The 17,602-nt window shown below is 56.8% G+C and carries 21 protein-coding genes and 1 pseudogene; 15 read left to right on the forward strand and 7 right to left on the reverse strand.

The window, feature by feature from the left end:
• Nucleotides 1-61: 61 nt before the first annotated feature.
• Together FS819_RS01805 and bglB are read right to left on the reverse strand one after the other, a co-directional pair.
• Nucleotides 62-1,309: an NAD(P)/FAD-dependent oxidoreductase gene (locus tag FS819_RS01805; RefSeq protein WP_156548585.1), complete on the reverse strand. Its 1,248-nt coding sequence runs from the start codon at nucleotides 1,307-1,309 to the stop codon at nucleotides 62-64.
• Between the two features lie 134 nt (nucleotides 1,310-1,443).
• Nucleotides 1,444-2,568 carry a beta-galactosidase BglB gene (gene bglB / locus FS819_RS01810; protein ID WP_234624765.1) on the reverse strand — a complete coding sequence of 375 codons (1,125 nt, stop codon included), beginning with the start codon at nucleotides 2,566-2,568 and terminating at the stop codon, nucleotides 1,444-1,446.
• A 190-nt stretch (nucleotides 2,569-2,758) separates the two neighbouring features.
• On the opposite strand from bglB, the gene FS819_RS01815 reads away from it, so the two are divergent.
• The gene (locus FS819_RS01815; protein WP_070166397.1) at nucleotides 2,759-3,157 is read left to right on the forward strand and encodes a (R)-mandelonitrile lyase; all 399 of its coding nucleotides are present in this window, start codon (nucleotides 2,759-2,761) and stop codon (nucleotides 3,155-3,157) included.
• Nucleotides 3,158-3,227: 70 nt separating this feature from the next.
• Here FS819_RS01815 and FS819_RS01820 read toward each other — a convergent pair whose 3' ends face one another.
• Nucleotides 3,228-4,616 carry a sensor histidine kinase gene (locus FS819_RS01820; RefSeq protein WP_234624766.1) on the reverse strand — a complete coding sequence of 463 codons (1,389 nt, stop codon included), beginning with the start codon at nucleotides 4,614-4,616 and terminating at the stop codon, nucleotides 3,228-3,230.
• Nucleotides 4,594-5,271: a response regulator transcription factor gene (locus FS819_RS01825; protein ID WP_070166380.1), complete on the reverse strand. Its 678-nt coding sequence runs from the start codon at nucleotides 5,269-5,271 to the stop codon at nucleotides 4,594-4,596. The genes FS819_RS01820 and FS819_RS01825 overlap by 23 nt, the downstream gene beginning before the upstream one ends.
• 346 nt (nucleotides 5,272-5,617) lie before the next feature.
• Between FS819_RS01825 and mqo the strand changes: the two genes are divergently transcribed.
• On the forward strand, nucleotides 5,618-7,330 hold the full coding sequence (gene mqo / locus FS819_RS01830) for a malate dehydrogenase (quinone) (protein WP_156548584.1): 1,713 nt from the start codon (nucleotides 5,618-5,620) through the stop codon (nucleotides 7,328-7,330).
• Between the two features lie 118 nt (nucleotides 7,331-7,448).
• Here mqo and FS819_RS01835 read toward each other — a convergent pair whose 3' ends face one another.
• Nucleotides 7,449-7,574, reverse strand: a complete 126-nt coding sequence (locus FS819_RS01835) for a hypothetical protein (protein ID WP_267967321.1) — start codon at nucleotides 7,572-7,574, stop codon at nucleotides 7,449-7,451.
• Between FS819_RS01835 and FS819_RS01840 the strand changes: the two genes are divergently transcribed.
• Together FS819_RS01840 and FS819_RS01845 are read left to right on the forward strand one after the other, a co-directional pair.
• Nucleotides 7,573-8,850 carry an NAD(P)/FAD-dependent oxidoreductase gene (locus tag FS819_RS01840; protein ID WP_156548583.1) on the forward strand — a complete coding sequence of 426 codons (1,278 nt, stop codon included), beginning with the start codon at nucleotides 7,573-7,575 and terminating at the stop codon, nucleotides 8,848-8,850. The genes FS819_RS01835 and FS819_RS01840 overlap by 2 nt on opposite strands.
• A gap of 63 nt (nucleotides 8,851-8,913) precedes the next feature.
• A pseudogene (locus FS819_RS01845) lies at nucleotides 8,914-9,066 on the forward strand (IS3 family transposase); the annotation flags it as partial.
• A gap of 114 nt (nucleotides 9,067-9,180) precedes the next feature.
• Here FS819_RS01845 and FS819_RS01850 read toward each other — a convergent pair.
• Nucleotides 9,181-10,203: a hypothetical protein gene (locus tag FS819_RS01850; protein ID WP_156548582.1), complete on the reverse strand. Its 1,023-nt coding sequence runs from the start codon at nucleotides 10,201-10,203 to the stop codon at nucleotides 9,181-9,183.
• A gap of 30 nt (nucleotides 10,204-10,233) precedes the next feature.
• Complete coding sequence (locus tag FS819_RS01855; RefSeq protein WP_156548581.1) at nucleotides 10,234-10,665, reverse strand: hypothetical protein; 432 nt, start codon at nucleotides 10,663-10,665, stop codon at nucleotides 10,234-10,236.
• A gap of 263 nt (nucleotides 10,666-10,928) precedes the next feature.
• Here FS819_RS01855 and FS819_RS01860 point away from each other — a divergent pair, with 263 nt between their 5' ends.
• The 11 genes from FS819_RS01860 (at nucleotide 10,929) to FS819_RS01910 (ending at nucleotide 17,602) form a co-directional block, all read left to right on the forward strand.
• Nucleotides 10,929-11,141, forward strand: coding sequence for a hypothetical protein (locus tag FS819_RS01860; RefSeq protein ID WP_156548580.1), 213 nt, complete (start codon nucleotides 10,929-10,931; stop codon nucleotides 11,139-11,141).
• A 208-nt stretch (nucleotides 11,142-11,349) separates the two neighbouring features.
• On the forward strand, nucleotides 11,350-11,916 hold the full coding sequence (locus FS819_RS01865; protein WP_156548579.1) for a hypothetical protein: 567 nt from the start codon (nucleotides 11,350-11,352) through the stop codon (nucleotides 11,914-11,916).
• Nucleotides 11,917-12,160: 244 nt separating this feature from the next.
• Complete coding sequence (locus tag FS819_RS01870) at nucleotides 12,161-13,387, forward strand: phage portal protein (protein ID WP_156548577.1); 1,227 nt, start codon at nucleotides 12,161-12,163, stop codon at nucleotides 13,385-13,387.
• The gene (locus FS819_RS01875; RefSeq protein ID WP_156548576.1) at nucleotides 13,377-13,781 is read left to right on the forward strand and encodes a hypothetical protein; all 405 of its coding nucleotides are present in this window, start codon (nucleotides 13,377-13,379) and stop codon (nucleotides 13,779-13,781) included. The genes FS819_RS01870 and FS819_RS01875 overlap by 11 nt, the downstream gene beginning before the upstream one ends.
• Nucleotides 13,781-14,332, forward strand: coding sequence for an HK97 family phage prohead protease (locus FS819_RS01880; protein ID WP_015915031.1), 552 nt, complete (start codon nucleotides 13,781-13,783; stop codon nucleotides 14,330-14,332). Before FS819_RS01875 ends, FS819_RS01880 begins: the two co-directional genes overlap by 1 nt.
• A 1-nt stretch (nucleotide 14,333) precedes the next feature.
• Complete coding sequence (locus tag FS819_RS01885) at nucleotides 14,334-15,548, forward strand: phage major capsid protein (protein ID WP_156548574.1); 1,215 nt, start codon at nucleotides 14,334-14,336, stop codon at nucleotides 15,546-15,548.
• 35 nt (nucleotides 15,549-15,583) lie between these two features.
• On the forward strand, nucleotides 15,584-15,970 hold the full coding sequence (locus FS819_RS01890) for a hypothetical protein (protein ID WP_156548573.1): 387 nt from the start codon (nucleotides 15,584-15,586) through the stop codon (nucleotides 15,968-15,970).
• Nucleotides 15,971-15,972: 2 nt separating this feature from the next.
• Nucleotides 15,973-16,335 (forward strand): endonuclease, encoded by a 363-nt coding sequence (locus FS819_RS01895; RefSeq protein ID WP_156548572.1) that lies wholly within the window; start codon nucleotides 15,973-15,975, stop codon nucleotides 16,333-16,335.
• Entirely contained in the window at nucleotides 16,332-16,820 is a 489-nt protein-coding gene (locus FS819_RS01900; RefSeq protein WP_156548570.1) for a hypothetical protein, read from the forward strand. The genes FS819_RS01895 and FS819_RS01900 overlap by 4 nt, the downstream gene beginning before the upstream one ends.
• 3 nt (nucleotides 16,821-16,823) lie before the next feature.
• Nucleotides 16,824-17,294 (forward strand): hypothetical protein, encoded by a 471-nt coding sequence (locus tag FS819_RS01905; RefSeq protein WP_156548568.1) that lies wholly within the window; start codon nucleotides 16,824-16,826, stop codon nucleotides 17,292-17,294.
• Nucleotides 17,291-17,602, forward strand: a complete 312-nt coding sequence (locus tag FS819_RS01910) for a head-tail connector protein (protein WP_015915037.1) — start codon at nucleotides 17,291-17,293, stop codon at nucleotides 17,600-17,602. Before FS819_RS01905 ends, FS819_RS01910 begins: the two co-directional genes overlap by 4 nt.

The following is a 17,602-nucleotide window of genomic DNA, read 5'->3' on the forward strand; positions in this document are numbered from 1 at the left end:
CTCGCTTGCCGATTTCCTGTGACGCCCATTGCGTCCGCAGATCACATTTTCGGGATCTGTATCAAGCCCGAAACCGCTCCGGGCGAAAGGCCGATATATCCAGGAAGGGCGTTTCGCCGCTCATCGCCTCCGCCAGCAGGCGCCCTGTGATCGGCCCCAGTGTCAGGCCGTGATGGGCATGGCCAAAAGCCAGCCACAGCCCTTTGTGGCGCGGCGCTTGACCGATCACCGGCATCATGTCTGGCGTGCAAGGGCGTGCGCCCATCCAGGGCTCAGCGTCGAGGCGTTCGGCCAGTGGAAACACTGTGCGGGCGACTTTTTCGGCCCGCGCCAATTGCACCGGGGTTTTCGGTGCATCGCGAAAGGCAAATTCCGCCCCGGTCGTCAGCCGGATGCCCTGGGTCATCGGCGCCAGGAAATAGCCGCGCTCCTTGTCCATCATCCAGTTGTTCAGCACTGCATTGCCGGTGCTGGCATAATGCATGTGGTAGCCGCGCTTGACGCCGAGCAGGAACCGGTAGCCGAGCTTGGCCATCACCTCATCCGACCAGGGGCCGAGCGCCACCACAACCTGTTTTCCCTCAATCACGCCCTCTTCGCTCGTAACCTGCCAACCGCTGCCCACCTGTTTCAGGCTCAGGGCATCGCCATGCACGAAGCGTCCGCCAAGGCTTTCGAAATAGGCAAGATAGGCCTTGGTCAGCCCATGCGGATCAAGCACCGACCAGGGGTCATTCCATTTCAGCCCGCCGATGAAATCCTGGCTCAGATGCGGCTCTTCGCGGGCGAGATCATTAGCTGTCATGGTTTGAAACTGAATGCCGTATTCACGCCCCAGCCGCTCGGCCTCCGCCACTTCCTTGTCGCGCACGGCCTGGGTGCGAAACGCCTCGACCCAGCCGTCCTTGCGGATCAGCGCTTCGGCCCCCGATGCCTCGATCAGCTCTTTGTGTTCGGTGATCGAGTGTTCGATCAGCGGCGCATAGGCCCTGGCGATGACCTCATGGCGCGGCCGGTTGGAATTCCACCAATAGGAGGAGAGAAAGGCCGCCAGCTTCGGCAGGGCCTTGAGATGATAATGCGCATCGATCCGGTTGTTGAGACCATAGCGCAGGATCAAGTTCAGCTCCTGCGGAAAGCCATAGGGCACGACGCCTTCGCGCTGGATCAGCCCGGCATTGCCATAGGAGGTTTCCTCGCCCGCGCCGCGCCTGTCCACCAGCACCACAGATTTGCCGCGCCGCGCCAGCTGAACAGCGGTGGACACGCCGATAATACCGGCGCCAAGAACAATTGCATCGACAGACATGAAAAGACCCACGGTCAAGGATTTACTGCCGTGACCATGCAAAAGCGCTGGGAAATGCGCAAATGAAAACTTTCTGAAATGGCAGGATTTTTATCCTGCCATTGAGGTGCTTCGGGCTTTCTCTACTGCCGGTTTCAAATAAAGGATCTCAGATATTCAGAGAGGCAGAGAATGGCCATCGCCTGCCCATAGGGCATCGAGGTCAGCTTGATATTACGATAGAAATCCAGATCCGAACCCATGGCGGTGCCGAAGGACACCTGGTTCAATTCGCCCTTGGCGTCGATATTGGCAATGACGCCGCGCACCGCCCGTTCCGCCACGGGCCGATAGTCCGCGCTGATATACCGTTTGCGCACCGCCTTCATCAGCCCATAGGCAAAACCGGCGGTGGCCGAGGCTTCCAGATAGCTGCCTTCGTCATCGACCAATGTGTGCCAGAGGCCGGAAGGGTCCTGATATTTGGCAAGGGCTGCGGCCTGACGGTCTAGCGTCGAGAGCAGATGACGCCGCAGCGCGTCTCCCTCCGGCAATTGCAGGAGATCGATGAATTCCGGAATGGCGATCGTCACCCAGGAATTGCCGCGCGCCCAGAGTGCGCGGGCAAAATTGTGATTGCCATCGAAGGTCCAGCCATGAAACCACAGGCCAGAGGCGCGGTCGGCGAGATATTGGCTGTGGATCAGAAACTGATACTTCGCTTCCTCCACATAGTCCGGGCGGTTCAACAGCAGGCCGATCTTGGCGAGCGGCATGACGCTCATCATCAACGTATCGTCCCACATCTGCTGGTCGTTGACGCTGTTATAGACGATATGCTGCAAACCGCCTTCGCGGGTGCGCGGCATCTCGTGCATCACCCACTCGGCCCAGGTTTCCAGATAGGGCACAAAGGCCGGGTTGGGCGCATGTTCATGGAGGCAGGCCAGCGTCAGAAACGGGCAGACCGTGTTGATATTCTTGGTCGGCGTTCCCTCGGCAAGCCGCGCCGAAAACCAGTCGGTGATAACAGCCATCACCTTGGCATCGCCGGTCTGCTGCCAGTATTTGAACAGGCCGTAAAGCCCGATACCATGGGTCCATTCCCACCCGGCCCAGCCCTTGGTGTCGATCACCCGCCCATCGTCCAGCCGCAGCAGGAATTCGCCTGTGGTGTCCGTGATGTTGATCAGATTGTCCGTCAACCGGCCAATCAGCCCGACAACCTCATTGCGCGTCACAAAACGCTCCGGCTGCGCCAGCAAAGGATGCATGGTCATGGTAACTCCTCCTGCGACGCCCTCCACAGCGTCGGCGTGAAGGGAGCATAGACGGAAGGGGATTGCAAGGGTGAGGGGATGGGTGGGTTGAAAGCTATTGTCCCTAAACATGCCGCAACATGATCATTGCTATACTGACGTTCGTACACCATTTACTTTGCAATAGCGGCAAATCGAAAGGCTCATGTCCATGGACATCAAGAGAAACGGCACCCAGCCTTCCACCAAAGGTCCATCGGACTGGTTTTCCGGCACGGTCCGCATCGATCCGTTGTTTTCGCCCAACAATGCCCGCCGCGCCGCCGCAGCCTGCGTGACATTCGAGCCCGGCGCACGCACCGCCTGGCACACGCATCCCCTCGGCCAGACGCTGATCGTCACCGCCGGCCTTGGCCTCGTGCAGCGCGAGGGTGGTCCGATCGAAACCATCAATCCGGGTGACGTCGTCTGGTTCGAACCCGGCGAAAAGCATTGGCACGGTGCCTCCGCGACCACAGCCATGACCCATATCGCCATTCAAGAGCAGTTGGATGGAAAGGTGGTCGACTGGCTGGAGCAGGTGACCGACGAGCAGTATCGATCCGTGTGATCGGGTTTACCTTCCGCCACAACAATGCGCTGCATTCGAGACGCCCGGGCGCATGCCTGTTACGGCGACGTCATTCGTCCTTGTCGCGTACATTTTGTGGAAACGTGATCTCCGTCGTGAAGCCCTTGGTTGGCAGCACATCGAACCGGAAGCCATGCAATTTGGTAATTGCCGCCACCAAGGTCAATCCCAACCCCAACCCTCTTGTGTGGCGGCTTCGGTCTGAGCGGTAAAAGCGCTGGATAAGGAGATTTCTCTCGCTCTCTGGCACACCTGGACCGGTGTCACTCACACGCAGCGCTTTACGCTCGTCTTCCACGATAAGGCAAACATCGATCCTGCCGCCTTCGGGCGTGAATTTTATGGCGTTATCAACGAGATTGGCGACGGCCTCGAAAATCAGATCCCGATCTCCGTGAACGACAATGTTGGCATCCGCCTTCACTGCCAGTGTCAGCTGCTTCTCTTCGGCAATGGGCTCGTAGAGGTCGCCAACTTCCAGCAAGAGCTCTGCGAGTTCCACTTTGTCAAATGCCTGAAGTCGGCGCGCTTGTTCAATCTCTCGAACACGCAAAATGGCCGTGACAATGGAGATCGCGTGGTCAATTCCTGAAATCGCCCGATCCATGGCAATCTGCATGTCCTCAACAGAGGTCGCATTGCGCCGAGCCCTTTCCAGGCCGAGGCGCACTCTGGCCAGAGGTGTTCTCAAATCATGGGCTATATCGTCACCGACGGCGGCGAGGTCCTCGATGAAGGTCTGCATTTCGTCGAGCATGCCGTTGACGATTTGCGCAAGGTTGTCGAGCGGGTCCTGCACATTGCGGTAGGGCAGGCGCTGTTTCAAATCGCCCGCAACAATCTGTGCGATCCGGATTTGCATTTCGTTGACGCGCCTGTGGGCGTTCAAACCGAAAAACACCGCTGCCGCCAGGCCAAACGTCAGCACCGGAACCAGGCCAAACAGCAGCCCTCTTTCCACCATGGATGCGGCCTGCTCATTATCGGCCGTACTCCAGCCAACGAACAGAATATTGCCATCTGGCAGGCGTCGCGCAACCGCGCGCGCCCGCTGTTGACGCGGTGGTGTTTGGTCGGTGCGCACAATGGAAACCTGTCTGGGCGGCATATCCAGCGCCAGGCCCTTTGGAAATTGCTGGACATTTCCCGACACATGGTGGCCATCGGCTGTGAAAATACCCGTTGGCTTCACCCGTCGCGGGTCTTGCCGCACGCGTTCCTCATAGGCATCCATCCGCCCCAGAAGAGCACCTTGCGTGATGACGCTTGCTTCTTGCAAAACCAGCTCATCCAGTTGATTGATCAACTCACGGCCAGTGGTTTGAAAATAAGCAAAGCAAAAGCTCAGCACCATGGTGACCGTTATTGCCGCCACCAGCGCCACCACATAGCGGAAACGGGATTGCCGGACCCATTCAATCGGGCGCGCGAAGTACAAAACCTTCTCCACGAACATTGGCGATCATGGGATGATCTCCCGGATGATCAATTTTTCGTCTGAGCCGACCCATATGCACATCGATGAGGTTTGAGTCGGGAACGAACTTATATTTCCAGACTTCCTCAAACAGCATTCCGCGCGTCAGAAGCTGCTCGCAATGGCGCATCATATATTCGAGCAGCTTGAATTCACGGGGAAGAAGCTCAATCTCCCTTTCGCCGCGGCAAGCGCTACGCTCCAGAAGATCAAGCTCAAGCGGTCCAACCCGCAGCACTTTTGCCGACATGTCAGCGGGGCGGCGAAGAAGGGCTTCCACGCGGGCTACAAGTTCGAGGATCGCAAAGGGCTTGGTGAGATAGTCGTCTCCACCGGCCCGCAGGCCGCGCACACGGTCGTTGACGGCACTGAGGGCGCTGATGACAAGCACAGGCGTGCGAACCTGTTCGCGCCGCAATGTATCAATCACAGCAAGGCCGTCCATACCAGGCAGCATACGGTCAACGATCAGGATATCAGCCCCGCCATTCCTTGCGCGTTCAAGGCCTCTGGCACCATCGGATTCCCAATCAACGGCGTATCCGTAATCTTTCAGCTCAGCGCAGATATCTTGTGCCGTATCTTCATCATCCTCAATAAGGATAACTTTCGCCATGGCCTATTCCTTGATGCGTCGGTACCTCCATAGATGTTGCAGGTCATCCATTATTGCCAGAGCACACGCGCGTTTCAAATACCGGTTTGCTGTTTCACTCCTACGGTTTTTCAAAAAATAGCGCAATTGTGCGGTGTGTGATTCAACGCGCGGATGCACATAACCAGGCTTGCCGTCCGGGGCGGGATGGCCGTTCTTAAATTTCTATTTAATGGCTTTTGTCATTTCACTGCGTCAAACCCCAGCACATGCGCGACAGAAAGTCGCGTGCTGACTTGTGACTATATGGTGCGATCGTCAAAGCCCACGGCAATCGCAGTCGCCCTTAAACTCAATTAGGTGCCAGATGCCCGTTCATCGTAAAGACAACCCATCCATTGCCGAAGGCGTCCAAGGCCCGGTTTTGAGCCGCCGTCAGCTTTTGGGATCGGCGGCCACCGGGGCTGTCGTTCTCGGTGCGACCTCTGTGCCCAGCTGGGCGCAAGCGCCGGAAAAAACCGTGGATGTCCTGTTGATCGGCGGCGGCATTATGAGTGCGACGCTGGGTGTTTTGCTCAGCCAGCTTGAGCCGAACTGGACGATTGAAATGCTCGAGCGGCTCGACACCGTGGCCATGGAAAGCTCCAACGGCTGGAACAATGCCGGCACGGGGCATTCTGCACTGGCCGAGCTGAATTATTCGCCGATGGATGCGAAAGGCAATGTGCATATCGAAAAGGCGATTGAGATCAATTCGGCCTTCCAGATCACCCGCCAGTTCCTTGCCCATCAGGTCGATGTTGGCGTGTTGAAGAATCCGCGCTCGTTCCTCAACTCGACACCGCATATGAGTTTCGTCTGGGGCGATGAGAACACGGCGTTTCTTGCCAAGCGGTTTGATGCGTTGAAAGCAAGCCCGCTGTTTTCCGGCATGCAGTTTTCGACCGATCATGACAAGATTGCCGAATGGGTGCCGCTGATGATGGACGGGCGTGACCGCGCCCAGAAGCTCGCCGCCACCTGGAGCCCCCTTGGCACCGACGCCGATTGGGGCGAAGTGACCCGCCAGTACGTCACGCATCTGAAAAGCCATCCAAACTTTACGCTGCACACCTCCAGCGAAGTGGAGGCTATCGAAAAGAACAGCGACGGATCGTGGAACGTCAGCACCTCCAATCGCAAGGATGGATCGTCAAGCACGGTCAAAGCGAAGTTCGTATTCATCGGTGCGGGCGGTGGTGCGTTGCACCTTCTGCAGATGGCCGGCATTCCTGAAGGCGATGATTACGCGGGCTTCCCCGTCGGCGGTTCTTTCCTGGTCTGTGACAAGCCAGAGATCGCAAACCAGCATTTTGCCAAGGCCTATGGTCAGGCCTCCACCGGTGCGCCTCCGATGTCGGTTCCGCATCTCGACACCCGCGTGTTTGAAGGCAAGCGCCACCTGTTGTTTGGCCCTTTCGCAACCTTCTCGACAAAATTCCTGAAGGAAGGATCGCTGTTCGATCTGCCTGCGACAATCACGCTCGAAAACATCTGGCCGATGCTGAAAGTTGGCTATGATGAGTTTGATCTGGTCGAATATCTGGCCGGACAGCTTTTGCTGTCAGACGCAGATCGGCTAGAGGCTCTGCGCGCCTATTTTCCCAATGCCAAGGCCGAGGATTGGCGCCTTTGGCAGGCAGGCCAGCGCGTTCAGATCATCAAAAGAGACGCCAAAAAGGGCGGCATTCTCAAGCTCGGAACAGAAATTGTGGCGGCCAAGGATGGCAGCATTGCCGCTCTGCTCGGCGCTTCGCCGGGCGCGTCGACGGCTGCACCGATTATGCTGGATCTGATCCAGAAAGTGTTTGCCGAGAAATTGGCGACACCGGAATGGCAGGAGAAGGTGCGCACCATGGTGCCAAGCTATGGCGTCAACCTCAATGAGAATCCCGAGATGCTGGCCAAGGAATGGGCAGCGACGGCAGAGCGCCTTCAACTGACGCTCGCACCACCGGCAATCGACATGTCCGCAATCACAAAGCCTGGCGTCAGCGCACCGGCGGCAGACATCAAACGTGTGCCGGACATGGCTCTGTAAATTCTGGCCTTACGCGAGAATGAATGCGCGCCTTGGCGTGCATTCGGCGGATCCTGGCAAAAATATATGTCCTCGCATGCAGTATTGTGTGTTTTATGAAGTGCACAATACTGTAGCATCAGCGCAAAGGTGATGAGTTGCGTGCGAGATCACAGGCGAGAATTTCAACTGTAATTTTCTGCTCATGGTCTGCGTTTACATTGAGCTGAATTTCACCCGGTATAAAAAGAGAAAGATCGATCATGAGTGATCATCACGTCGTGGTTGTTGGTGGCGGCTTTGGCGGGCTTCAGCTGGTCCATGATCTCAAAGGCAGCGGAGCACGGATAACGCTGATTGATCGGCGAAACCATCACCTTTTCCAACCTCTTCTCTATCAGGTTGCAACAACCATTCTGTCCACGTCGGAAATCGCCTGGCCCATTCGTCATCTCTATAGCGACCGGCAGGAGGTTTCGACATTGCTGGGTGAAGTCGGTGGCGTCGATGTCGCTGCAAAGCAGGTCATGTTACGCAGTGGGGCATCCATATCCTACGACACGCTTGTTCTGGCCACCGGAGCGACCCATGCCTATTTCGGACGCGATGAATGGGAGCCTGTGGCTCCAGGTCTCAAGACGCTGGAGGATGCCACGACAATTCGCCGCCGCCTCCTTCTTGCCTTCGAGCAGGCAGAAACCACCTCTGACCCGGCGATGCGTGAGGCGCTTCTGACATTTACCATTGTTGGGGCCGGCCCAACAGGCGTTGAACTTGCCGGTATTATCGCCGAGCTGGCGCACAAGACCCTCCCCAAGGAATTTCGCGCCATTGATACTCGCAGGACAAAGGTGATCCTGGTCGAGGCGGGCCAACGTGTGCTGCCAAGCTTTGCACCGGAACTGTCTGCCTATGCACAAGGCGTGTTGGAAAAACTCGGCGTTGAGGTTCGTCTCGGGCAGCCTGTTACACAGTGCTCAAGCGAGGGCGTACAGATCGGTGAACAGTTCACTCCAAGCCGGACGATTGTCTGGGCGGCTGGCGTTCAGGCATCGGCTGCGGCGCGTTGGCTCAGTGTTCCCGCCGATAGGGCGGGCCGCGTCGTTGTTGAAAAAGATCTGACCTCCCCGGGAATGCCTGATGTCTTCGTGATCGGAGACACGGCGTCGGTCATCCAAGGCAATAACACGCCTGTACCGGGTATTGCGCCTGCCGCCAAACAACAGGGCGCCTATGTCGCCAAAGTGATCAAGGCAAGACTGAAAGGCAAACCCGCTCCCGCGCCGTTCCATTACCGGCATCAAGGGAGTCTTGCCACCATCGGCCAGAGCGCGGCCATCGTTGACTTTGGTAAGGTAAAGCTAACGGGTAGTCTCGCATGGTGGATATGGGGGCTCGCGCATATCTATTTTCTCATCGGCACGCGCTCAAGACTTGCTGTCGCCTGGAGCTGGCTGTGGATTTATCTGAGCGGACAGCATAGCGCCCGCTTGATTACTCAAAAAGAGACCATGAGGGATGACGGGCAAGCGAAAAAATAAAATTAATAAATGATATCGTAATTTTAAGAAGCGTAGCGACCAGACCGAGGTTAAGGTTGCGGATGGAGGAGCTTCGAGACAGTGGAATTCGCCACTCTTGAATGGGTCGACTGGTTCAACCACCGACGACTTCTCGAGCCGATCGGGAATATACCGCCAGCCGAAGCCGAAGAGCGATATTACGCCATGCTGGACGAAGCAGCCATGGCCGCATAACTTAAACAAAATGGCCTCCGGCAAACCCGGCGCGGTTCAGAGGCTTCGTGTAGGATGCAACCAGATACCATCACGGCGATGGCAACGCATTTATGCAAAGTCGTAGCGTAGGTCTCAACCTAGCCTCGAAAAATTTCCCCCAACATTTACCAGGTATCCAAAGCGGACGCCAGCATAGTGCCGTTGGGCTTCGGGTATTTCATCTACCACGATCTCAAAGCCACCTAACTCGGCCATGTGCCGACCAGCGAGGAATGCCATCAAATTTTCACACCAAGCCAATGCGTTCTCTATAAAGTAACGAAAAAACTCATTGGCTCCAACTATTTCGATTGGCGTGGCTTCATGAAGCACACCGATTTCAGGCTCTCGAAGCTCTTTGTTTGCGGTAAGGCGATAGTCGTTCACAATTATCTGTCTGTCCGTCTTGGGATGCTCAATACAGTGCCGGACATTTCTCACAAGTTTTCCGAAGTAAGTTAGACCTTCCACAAAACTAATGAATTCGTCATCCTCTGGGAAGGTCTTGATGAGATGTTTATGTAAACCGTCAAACCACTTGCCAGATTTCCTCAATGTTTCCTCAACGTAAAAAATACAACAAAGATTGAATACGCCTTGCATTGCGTGGTCCATCTTTTGGATAAAGGTCTTTGTCTCAGCGCGAAGTCTTGGATAGGATGGAAGAGCAAGCGCTCCCTGTTTCGGCTGAATTGTCGTTTCACGGTGGTGCAGCAGCACGCGCTTGATCTCTCCGGCCACGCTATCAGCTGCAACAAGGTCATTCATAATGTCGATGACCGACAAGAGGGCAGACTCATGTGACACCGAGTCGATGAGCCGTTCCTTCTTGAATAGTTCTAGACCTGTCAGAAGCGTCTTCTGAACTACCTCAGATTTCGCACCAACGTCAGCGATTTTCTGCACAGTGTTTGGTATATCTTCTCTCGTGCGACCTGGATCGATCTGGTCAGCAAGCGCGATAACGTAAATTGCCTCTTCTTTAATCGCAAAGAGTCGGTGACCTATCCCCTCAGCGGACACTACTGCGCCGTCGCTCTCGTCGCCAACCATCAGCATTCCGCCACCCTCTCGAATGCGGTCTATTCTGCGTTTTGCTGACTTTTCTTCCGTCATGAGCCTACCTTTAACGACCAATCGCCGGTGCTACCGTATCCCGTTCTCAAGAAAGACCGCGTCCCACCTGTCTACAATTCCTTGTATCCACGGGGGTATGCGTGACGCAGTGATGCGCCATTCCTGAAAATCGCGAACTGCTTTGTCCCAATCGGGAAAGCCACTCGCTGTAGCAATTTTCGTTTTATTGTCTTCGGTTGTCTTGAGCATAGTCACAGCAATCGCTTGCTGCTCATCCAAAAATTTCACGATGCTAAGATGTATTTCAGGGTGTTCGTTTGCGATCTGTGACGCCAGACGTTTAAGGCGCGGTGTAGCCATTGCGAGAATATCAAGCGCTCTACCCACTTCACCGGCGACCTCGGCGTTCAATCGAGATACCTCGGCGCGTTTATCGCTTCGGCGCATCGCCCGATCGCTGCCAATGCCGATTAGCGCAAGTAGCCACGAAATGAAGTCCATGCGCACCTCCGGAGCGTTCCCATTTCCAAGTTGCGCAGATTATAAGGAATTCGCAAGGGAAAGAATATCGAATGCTGATCCGCAAGAATGGCCCGGAAATGTGTTCCGGTTGTTCTTTTCTGGCTTTATCTAAATGTTTGATTGTGTTGAAAAAAATAAATTGGCTGGGGAACCTGGATTCGAACCAAGATTAACGGAGTCAGAGTCCCCGATTTATTATTGTAATACCAGCGCATTTTCTCCAACTTTGGAGAAAACGCAAGATGAAAGATCAATGCGTTACCGTAGAATTTCCAACTGGAAATCGGATAAACGAAGAGCTTCTTGCTGAGATTTCAGCGTGGCTGAGCGAGAACCGCGACCAGTGCGGCGTTCGCATTATCCCAACATTGAAAGAGAAGTTTGGCCTCGGCAATCTTGAGGCTATCGAGGCAGCAAAACGCGCCCATGCTCTCCAATACGGGAGGGCGCTGTAATGGCGATGAATTCCCGCCCGAAGGGTGAGGAGGCGCGCAACAAGTGACCTCCCCTATTCCTATTTCAAATGCTCTGCTTCGGATTGTGTCTGAGCGGAAGCCGCAAAATGCTGCCTTGGCTCTGGCATATGAGACCGGCGCTATGCCAACGCAACCGGCAAGCCTGCCGTCGCCCCGCGCCAACGTCCTTAGCCCGCAGCTTCGTCGTATGAAGCAGATCGTTAGCCGCAAGTGGCAACGGTCCCCGGATCGTGCCGCCTCAATGGCCCGCAAGCGCAAGCTGGGCGGATCAAGCGGGATGCCTGACACTATCCGTCATTACTACACGGAAGGCCACCGCGCTGTACTGGCGGTTATTGCGGGCGAGGTGAAGCACCACGGCCTGTGTGATCTTGCCGTGGACCGTATCGCCGCCGTTGCGGGTGTGAGCCGTACCACCGTGCAGAACGCTATTCGTGAAGCCCGCGCCCTTGGTCATCTGTCTGTGGAAAGCCGTCCGCGCAAAGGGCAGAAGAACCTCACCAACCTTGTGCGGATCACGTCACGCGAGTGGATGACCTGGCTTAAGTGCGGGCCTTCTCTGGCCAGACAGATAGGGTTCAAAGATTTCCACCCCACGAAGAACCAAGATAAAAACAAATACAAGAAGGAAGATAAGGGAAGAATGAACCGCACCGATGGTGTGCGTGGCAAGCGCTTCATGGGCTTTGGAGAGGGAGAGAGCGGCACTGCTGCGGACAACAACCACTGGCGAGGGCGAGACAAGGGCTGTTGATGGAAAATCAAAGGCCACGAGGATCGCAAATGCGAGATGCGTCGCTTCGGGCTGGGGGTGATGAGAGGGCCGGGGGGGGGTGGTCTAGAACTTTCGACCTATCCTGGGGACCGGCGCGGGGAGATACGCTCTATAATTTTCTCAATTAAGAGATTTTTCTTATTGTTTGGAAAGACTTACGCCTAACACGCCTGTCCTAAGTTGTCAAATTTACGCATAAAAAAAATTCGGGCATACAATCGGAATGAAGATATTTTCTTTTTTCCGATCTGAAAAACTTGAAACGCGCGACACGTCTATTTCGGATGCAGCCTTGGCGGCGCTCTGGTCTGGGATGTCATCGGGGGCGGTTGCTGTCTCCGGCGCGGAAGCGCTTCGGGTTCCCGCTGTTGCCAGTGCGGTGCGGGTGATCTCGGAAGCTGCGGCAACGCTTGAAGTGCGGATCATGGAGCGGGATGCAAGCGGCTCCGAGACCGAGGATAAAAACCATCCGGTCGGCCTGCTGTTGCGCGGCGATGCCAATCCCTGGACCTCCGGTTTCGAGTTGATCCGCGATCTCGTGGCGGGCGCGCTTACCAGTGATTGGGGTGGCCTCGCTTACGTCAACCGGGTTGGTGACGAGATCCGCGAAGTGATCCGCTATCAGCCAGCGGCGATTTCCGTGCAGCTCGATCCGTTTACCGGGGAGCCGACTTACCGCCTGAGTGGCGTCGTCGTATCGGCCCGAAACATCGTGCATGTGCGCGGGCCGTTCGACCGGTCGCCCTTGACCCTTGCGGCGGAAGCCATCGGCGCGGCGAAGACCATGGAAACCCATGCTTCGCAACTATTCAAGAATGGTGCGCGTCCAGGCGGTGTGATCCAAACCCCCAAATCGCTTGGCGACGAAGGCGTCAAGAACATGCTGAAGGCGTGGCGTCTTGCGCATGAAGGTCCACAGAATGCCGGTCGGACGGCGCTGCTTTTCGACGGTGCGACCTTCAATCCGATGACGCTCAACTCGGTAGACAGTCAGTTTATCGAGCTGCGCAAGTTCCAGATCATCGAGATTTGCCGGGCCTTCCGCATCCCGCCGTCCATGCTCTACGAGCTGGACCGTGCGACGTGGAGCAATTCCGAACAGATGGGCCGCGAGTTCCTGACTTACACTCTGGAGCCGTGGCTTCGCGCTATCGAGGCGGCGCTTGGTCGGTCGCTGTTGTCGCGTGAAGATCGCAAGCGCTATCGCATTCTGCTTGACCGCGACGACCTCACCCGTGCCGATCTCACGGCCCGCGCAACGGCCATTTCCAGCCTGATCAGCGCCAAGGTTTTGAACCCGAACGAGGCCCGCCAATGGCTTGACCTCGGCCCCTACAAGGGCGGCGACGAGTACGGAAATCCACATATCAATCCCAGCACACCCGGTCTCGGACACAATGGCGGGCCGGTTCTTGACGACGAAAAGGAGCCACCGGTTGATGACGCTTGACGATATTCATTCGAACCTAGCCGACCAGGACCGGGGCCGATGGTTGGAAGTGCGCGACCCTTGGCAGGAAAAGCCCGTGGGCCTTCGCCTGCTGATTGCCGGTCCTGATAGCGACGTGCAGCGCAAGGCGCGTGTCGAGATGATGGACCGGCTTTCCGACGCTGCCGACTTAGATGGCAAAGTCTCATTTGAGGAACGCGAAAAGGCGCGGGTCTATTGCCTGGCGCGGTGTGTCCTCAACTGGGATGTCGCGGCCTCATTCGGCCTTGATGCGACATTCGGCCAAGTCGCCATCATTAAACTTTTGCGCATCGCATGGTTGCAACAGCAGGTTGACGCCTTCGCTGGGGACCGTGCGAACTTCCCGATAAGCCTCAACAGCGAGGTGGCGTGATGGCCCGCCTGGAGTTTGCGGATATTGCTGTCCGGTTTGCGCCCTCAGATAGCGGCGAATTTTCCGGCTACGCTGTGATCTGGGCCGAAAAAAACCGGCATAACGAGCTTTACCGGCGCGGCGCTTTCAAGCGCTCCCTCGATCACCACAGTCTTGAAGGCACACGGCCATTGATGTTGTGGAGCCATAACCCTTCCGAGATCATCGGAGTTTGGACGGAAGTCCGCGAAGATGACAAGGGCCTGTTTGTTCAAGGCCGGTTCCTGACCGAGATCACCAGCGGGCGGGAAGCCTATGAGCGGGTGAAGTCCGGCGCGGTCAACGGCCTGTCCATCGGCTTCCGCGTTCCGCCTGGGGGCGAAACGCGCCAGGCGGGAACCCGCATTCTCACCAATCTTGATCTGGCCGAAGTTTCCATCGTGGGCATGCCATCGGCTGGCCGCGCCCGGATCACGTCTGTTCGCAGTTCTGGCCGCTCTGTCGAGAGCGTGGCGGCCTTCGTTGACGCTTGCCGGAAGGCACGATGCGCTCTCATTTCAAAAGGAAAGTAACATGACCAAAAAGCCTGCTATGGCACTGTCTGTGCTCGATGCGAACATCGGAACAGTCGTTGCGACCGATACGCTTGGAGAGCGTTTCGTAACCCGCACAGCGCCGTTCGAAACCCGTGAAGAGCCGAACGACGATCCGATGGAACTGGCGACCCGCGCCGTCGATGAAATGCGCACTGCGTTCACCACCAGCCTTGACGAAATGCGCACCCAGATCACGGACCTCGAAACCCGCATGAACCGTCCGGGGGGCGTGGGCGCAATCCAGACCACGGGTGAAGTGACCCTTGAGCGCCGCGCCTTCACCAATTTCTTGCGCCGGGGCCGTGAGGCCATGGAAGCCGAAGAGGTGCGGGCGCTGGTGGTGGGTGACGACACCAAGGGTGGCTATCTCGCCCCTGCCGAGTTCCAGGCGGAAGTGATCAAGGGCATTGTCGAGCTGTCTCCGATCCGCCAGGCCGTCCGGGTTGGTTCGACCGGGGCCGGTTCCGTGATCCTGCCCAAGCGCACGGGCCGTCCCACAGCGTCATGGGTTGGCGAGGATGAAGAGCGCGAAGAAACCACGATGTCCTATGGGCAGCTCGAAATCCCTGTTCATGAAATCGCCTGCTACATCGACGTATCGCAGCGCCTTCTTGAGGACAGTGCCATCAACGTTGAAAGCGAAGTTGCCACCGATCTTTCGGAAGAATTCGCCGTCAAGGAAGCGTCTGCATTCTCAAATGGCAACGGTGTGAAGAAGCCGCTCGGTCTCCAGAATGCCTCCGGCATTGCCGAAATCATCAACGGCAACGCCGCCAATGTCAGTGGCGATAAGTTGATTGCGCTCATGTATGCGATGCCTGCGCAATATCGCAACAACGGCTCCTGGCTGATGAATGGCACAACGCTGGGCGTTATCCGCACCATGAAGGACGGGAACGGCAACTACCTCTGGCAGCCATCCTATCAGGCTGGCCAGCCTTCGACCCTGTTGGGCCGTCCGGTGATTGAAGATCCGACCATGCCGGATATCGCCGCAAATGCTTTCCCCCTGATGTATGGCGATTTCTCCAAGGCCTACCGGATCTATGACCGGGTGGGAATGTCGATTTTGCGTGATCCCTTCACCCAAGCCACCAAGGGCCTTGTCCGGTTCCATGCCCGCCGTCGCGTCGGTGGCGGCCCGGTTCTGACCGAGGCGCTGCGCAAGCTCAAAATGGCCGCTTCTTCCTAAGCGGCCTCAACCCCTCAGTTTCTAAGGTGAAAGATATGCGAGACATTGTGCATAACATCAAAACCGTCATTGCCGTACCACCTGCCACGCGCTCGGCAAGTATCGATGGTGCGGCGGTTGACCTACTGGGCTTCGATAGCGTGGCGCTGGTCGTTGCTACGGGTGCCGTTACCGGCGCTGGCGACATGTCGGTAAAGCTTCAGGAAAGCGACACCACGGTCGCCGCTGATTTTACCGATGTTGACGCCGAACATCTGCAAGGCGCAATCGCTGGCAGCCTTGCGACCGGCACCACGGCCAAGGTGGGCTATCGCGGCTTCAAGCGCTACCTGCGTGCGGTGATGACCTTCAACGGCGGAACGAGCGTCACAACGTCGGCTCTGTTCATTCTCGGCAATGCCGCTGATCGTCCGGTGGCCTGATCATGCCGGTTCGTGCTCCCTCGGTTTGTGGTTATTGCGGCAAGGCTCATTCGAAAGCCGAACCTTGCGCTGCCGTAGCGCGCATGGCGAGGGAGCGCAAAGCCCGCTTTGACGAGAAGCGCCCAACCGCAAGACAGCGTGGATATGACCGCGAATGGGAAAGCGGGGCGAAGGAATTCTTGAGCCTTCCGCATAACCAGTTTTGCCAGTGCGGCGCGAAAGCAACGGTGGTCAGGCACATCAAGAGCATTCGCGCCCGCCCCGAACTGCGCATGGATAAATCAAACTGGCGTCCCGGCTGTCAGCGCTGCAATGCGCTCGATGCAGCGGAAGAGCGCCGCAACGATCAAGGAAAATCGAAATGACAATTTACGCTTCAGCGGGTTCGCGGCTGTTCATCGGTGTGGTGAAGGAACAGAAGTCCGAGGATTTTGTTCGGGCCGACTTCTCCGTCGCCAATGCTGTCACCTGGATTGAAATCGATGAAATCGAAGGGCTTGGCTCGGTTGGCGATACCAGTGAAGATGTGAACTTCACCGGCATGAAAACCGCCCGCACCCGTACCCTCAAAGGCCCGCGTTCTGCCGGAAAGATGGAAGTGGTGTGCGGCCTGGACGGTGACGACGCCGGGCAACAGGCAGCCATTGCCGCCGAGAAAACCATTCACGATTACGAGTTTCGATTGATCCTGAATGATGCCCATGAGGGTGGCACACCTTCGGAACGCTACTTCATTGCCAAGGTCATGAGCCAGTCGGAACAGTTCGACCAGGCCAACAACGTGATGAAGCTGAATATCAGCCTCGGCGTTAACAGCAATATTGTTCGCATCGCACGGTCGGAAGCATAATCGATGTTCTTCACGGCTGCTGGCTCAACCTTCGATATTGGAGACCTCCGCGCAAACTGGGCTGCGCGGCAGGTTTCCGCTGTGGATTTCAGTTCTGAAGTCTGGGTGCCGGTTGAGGGTGTGAGCAGCCTTGGCCGCATTTCCGGTGAATGGCAGACGGAAGAAACGGCGAGCCCTGACGCGGACGATCCCGACAACCCGCAAATGCCGACTGTGTTGAAGTCGGCGCGACCGGCCAAAACCATGCAAGTGGTCGCGGCCATGGTGGCCGGTGATGCCGGGCAGATGGCAATGCTTGCGGCGGAAGGCATCGTTCATCCAGTCACCTTCAGGCTCACGGCTGCGGATGGTTCTGTTCTGCGTTTCGTCGCCTTGGTGCTGGGGGCGGATCACGTCTTTGATGAGGCCGCCAATGTGATGAGCTGGTCCTTCTCCCTCAAGCTTCAATCCAACATTCTGCGAGAGGCATCATGATTGTCACCGTTGCGCAAATCAAAGAGCAATTGAACATCGTCGCGGAAGATGGATCGGACGATGCATTTCTAGGTCGCAAACTGGCGGCGGCCCAAGACCATATTGAACGCGGTCTCGGCTTCAAGATTGAAGCAGCCTATGGCGGGGAGGGGCAAGACCCTATCCCGCCTTCGCTCATTGAGGCCGTCTGCCAGCTTGCCGCCCATTGGTATGAGAACCGCGAGGCGTCCGTGGTGGGCATGGGCGTCAACACCATGCCCTTCAGTGTGCAGGACATTATCCGCGAATACCGCAATTGGAGCTTCTGA

Source organism: Allorhizobium sp. Av2 (assembly GCF_021462805.2).
Taxonomy (GTDB): domain Bacteria; phylum Pseudomonadota; class Alphaproteobacteria; order Rhizobiales; family Rhizobiaceae; genus Allorhizobium; species Allorhizobium vitis_G.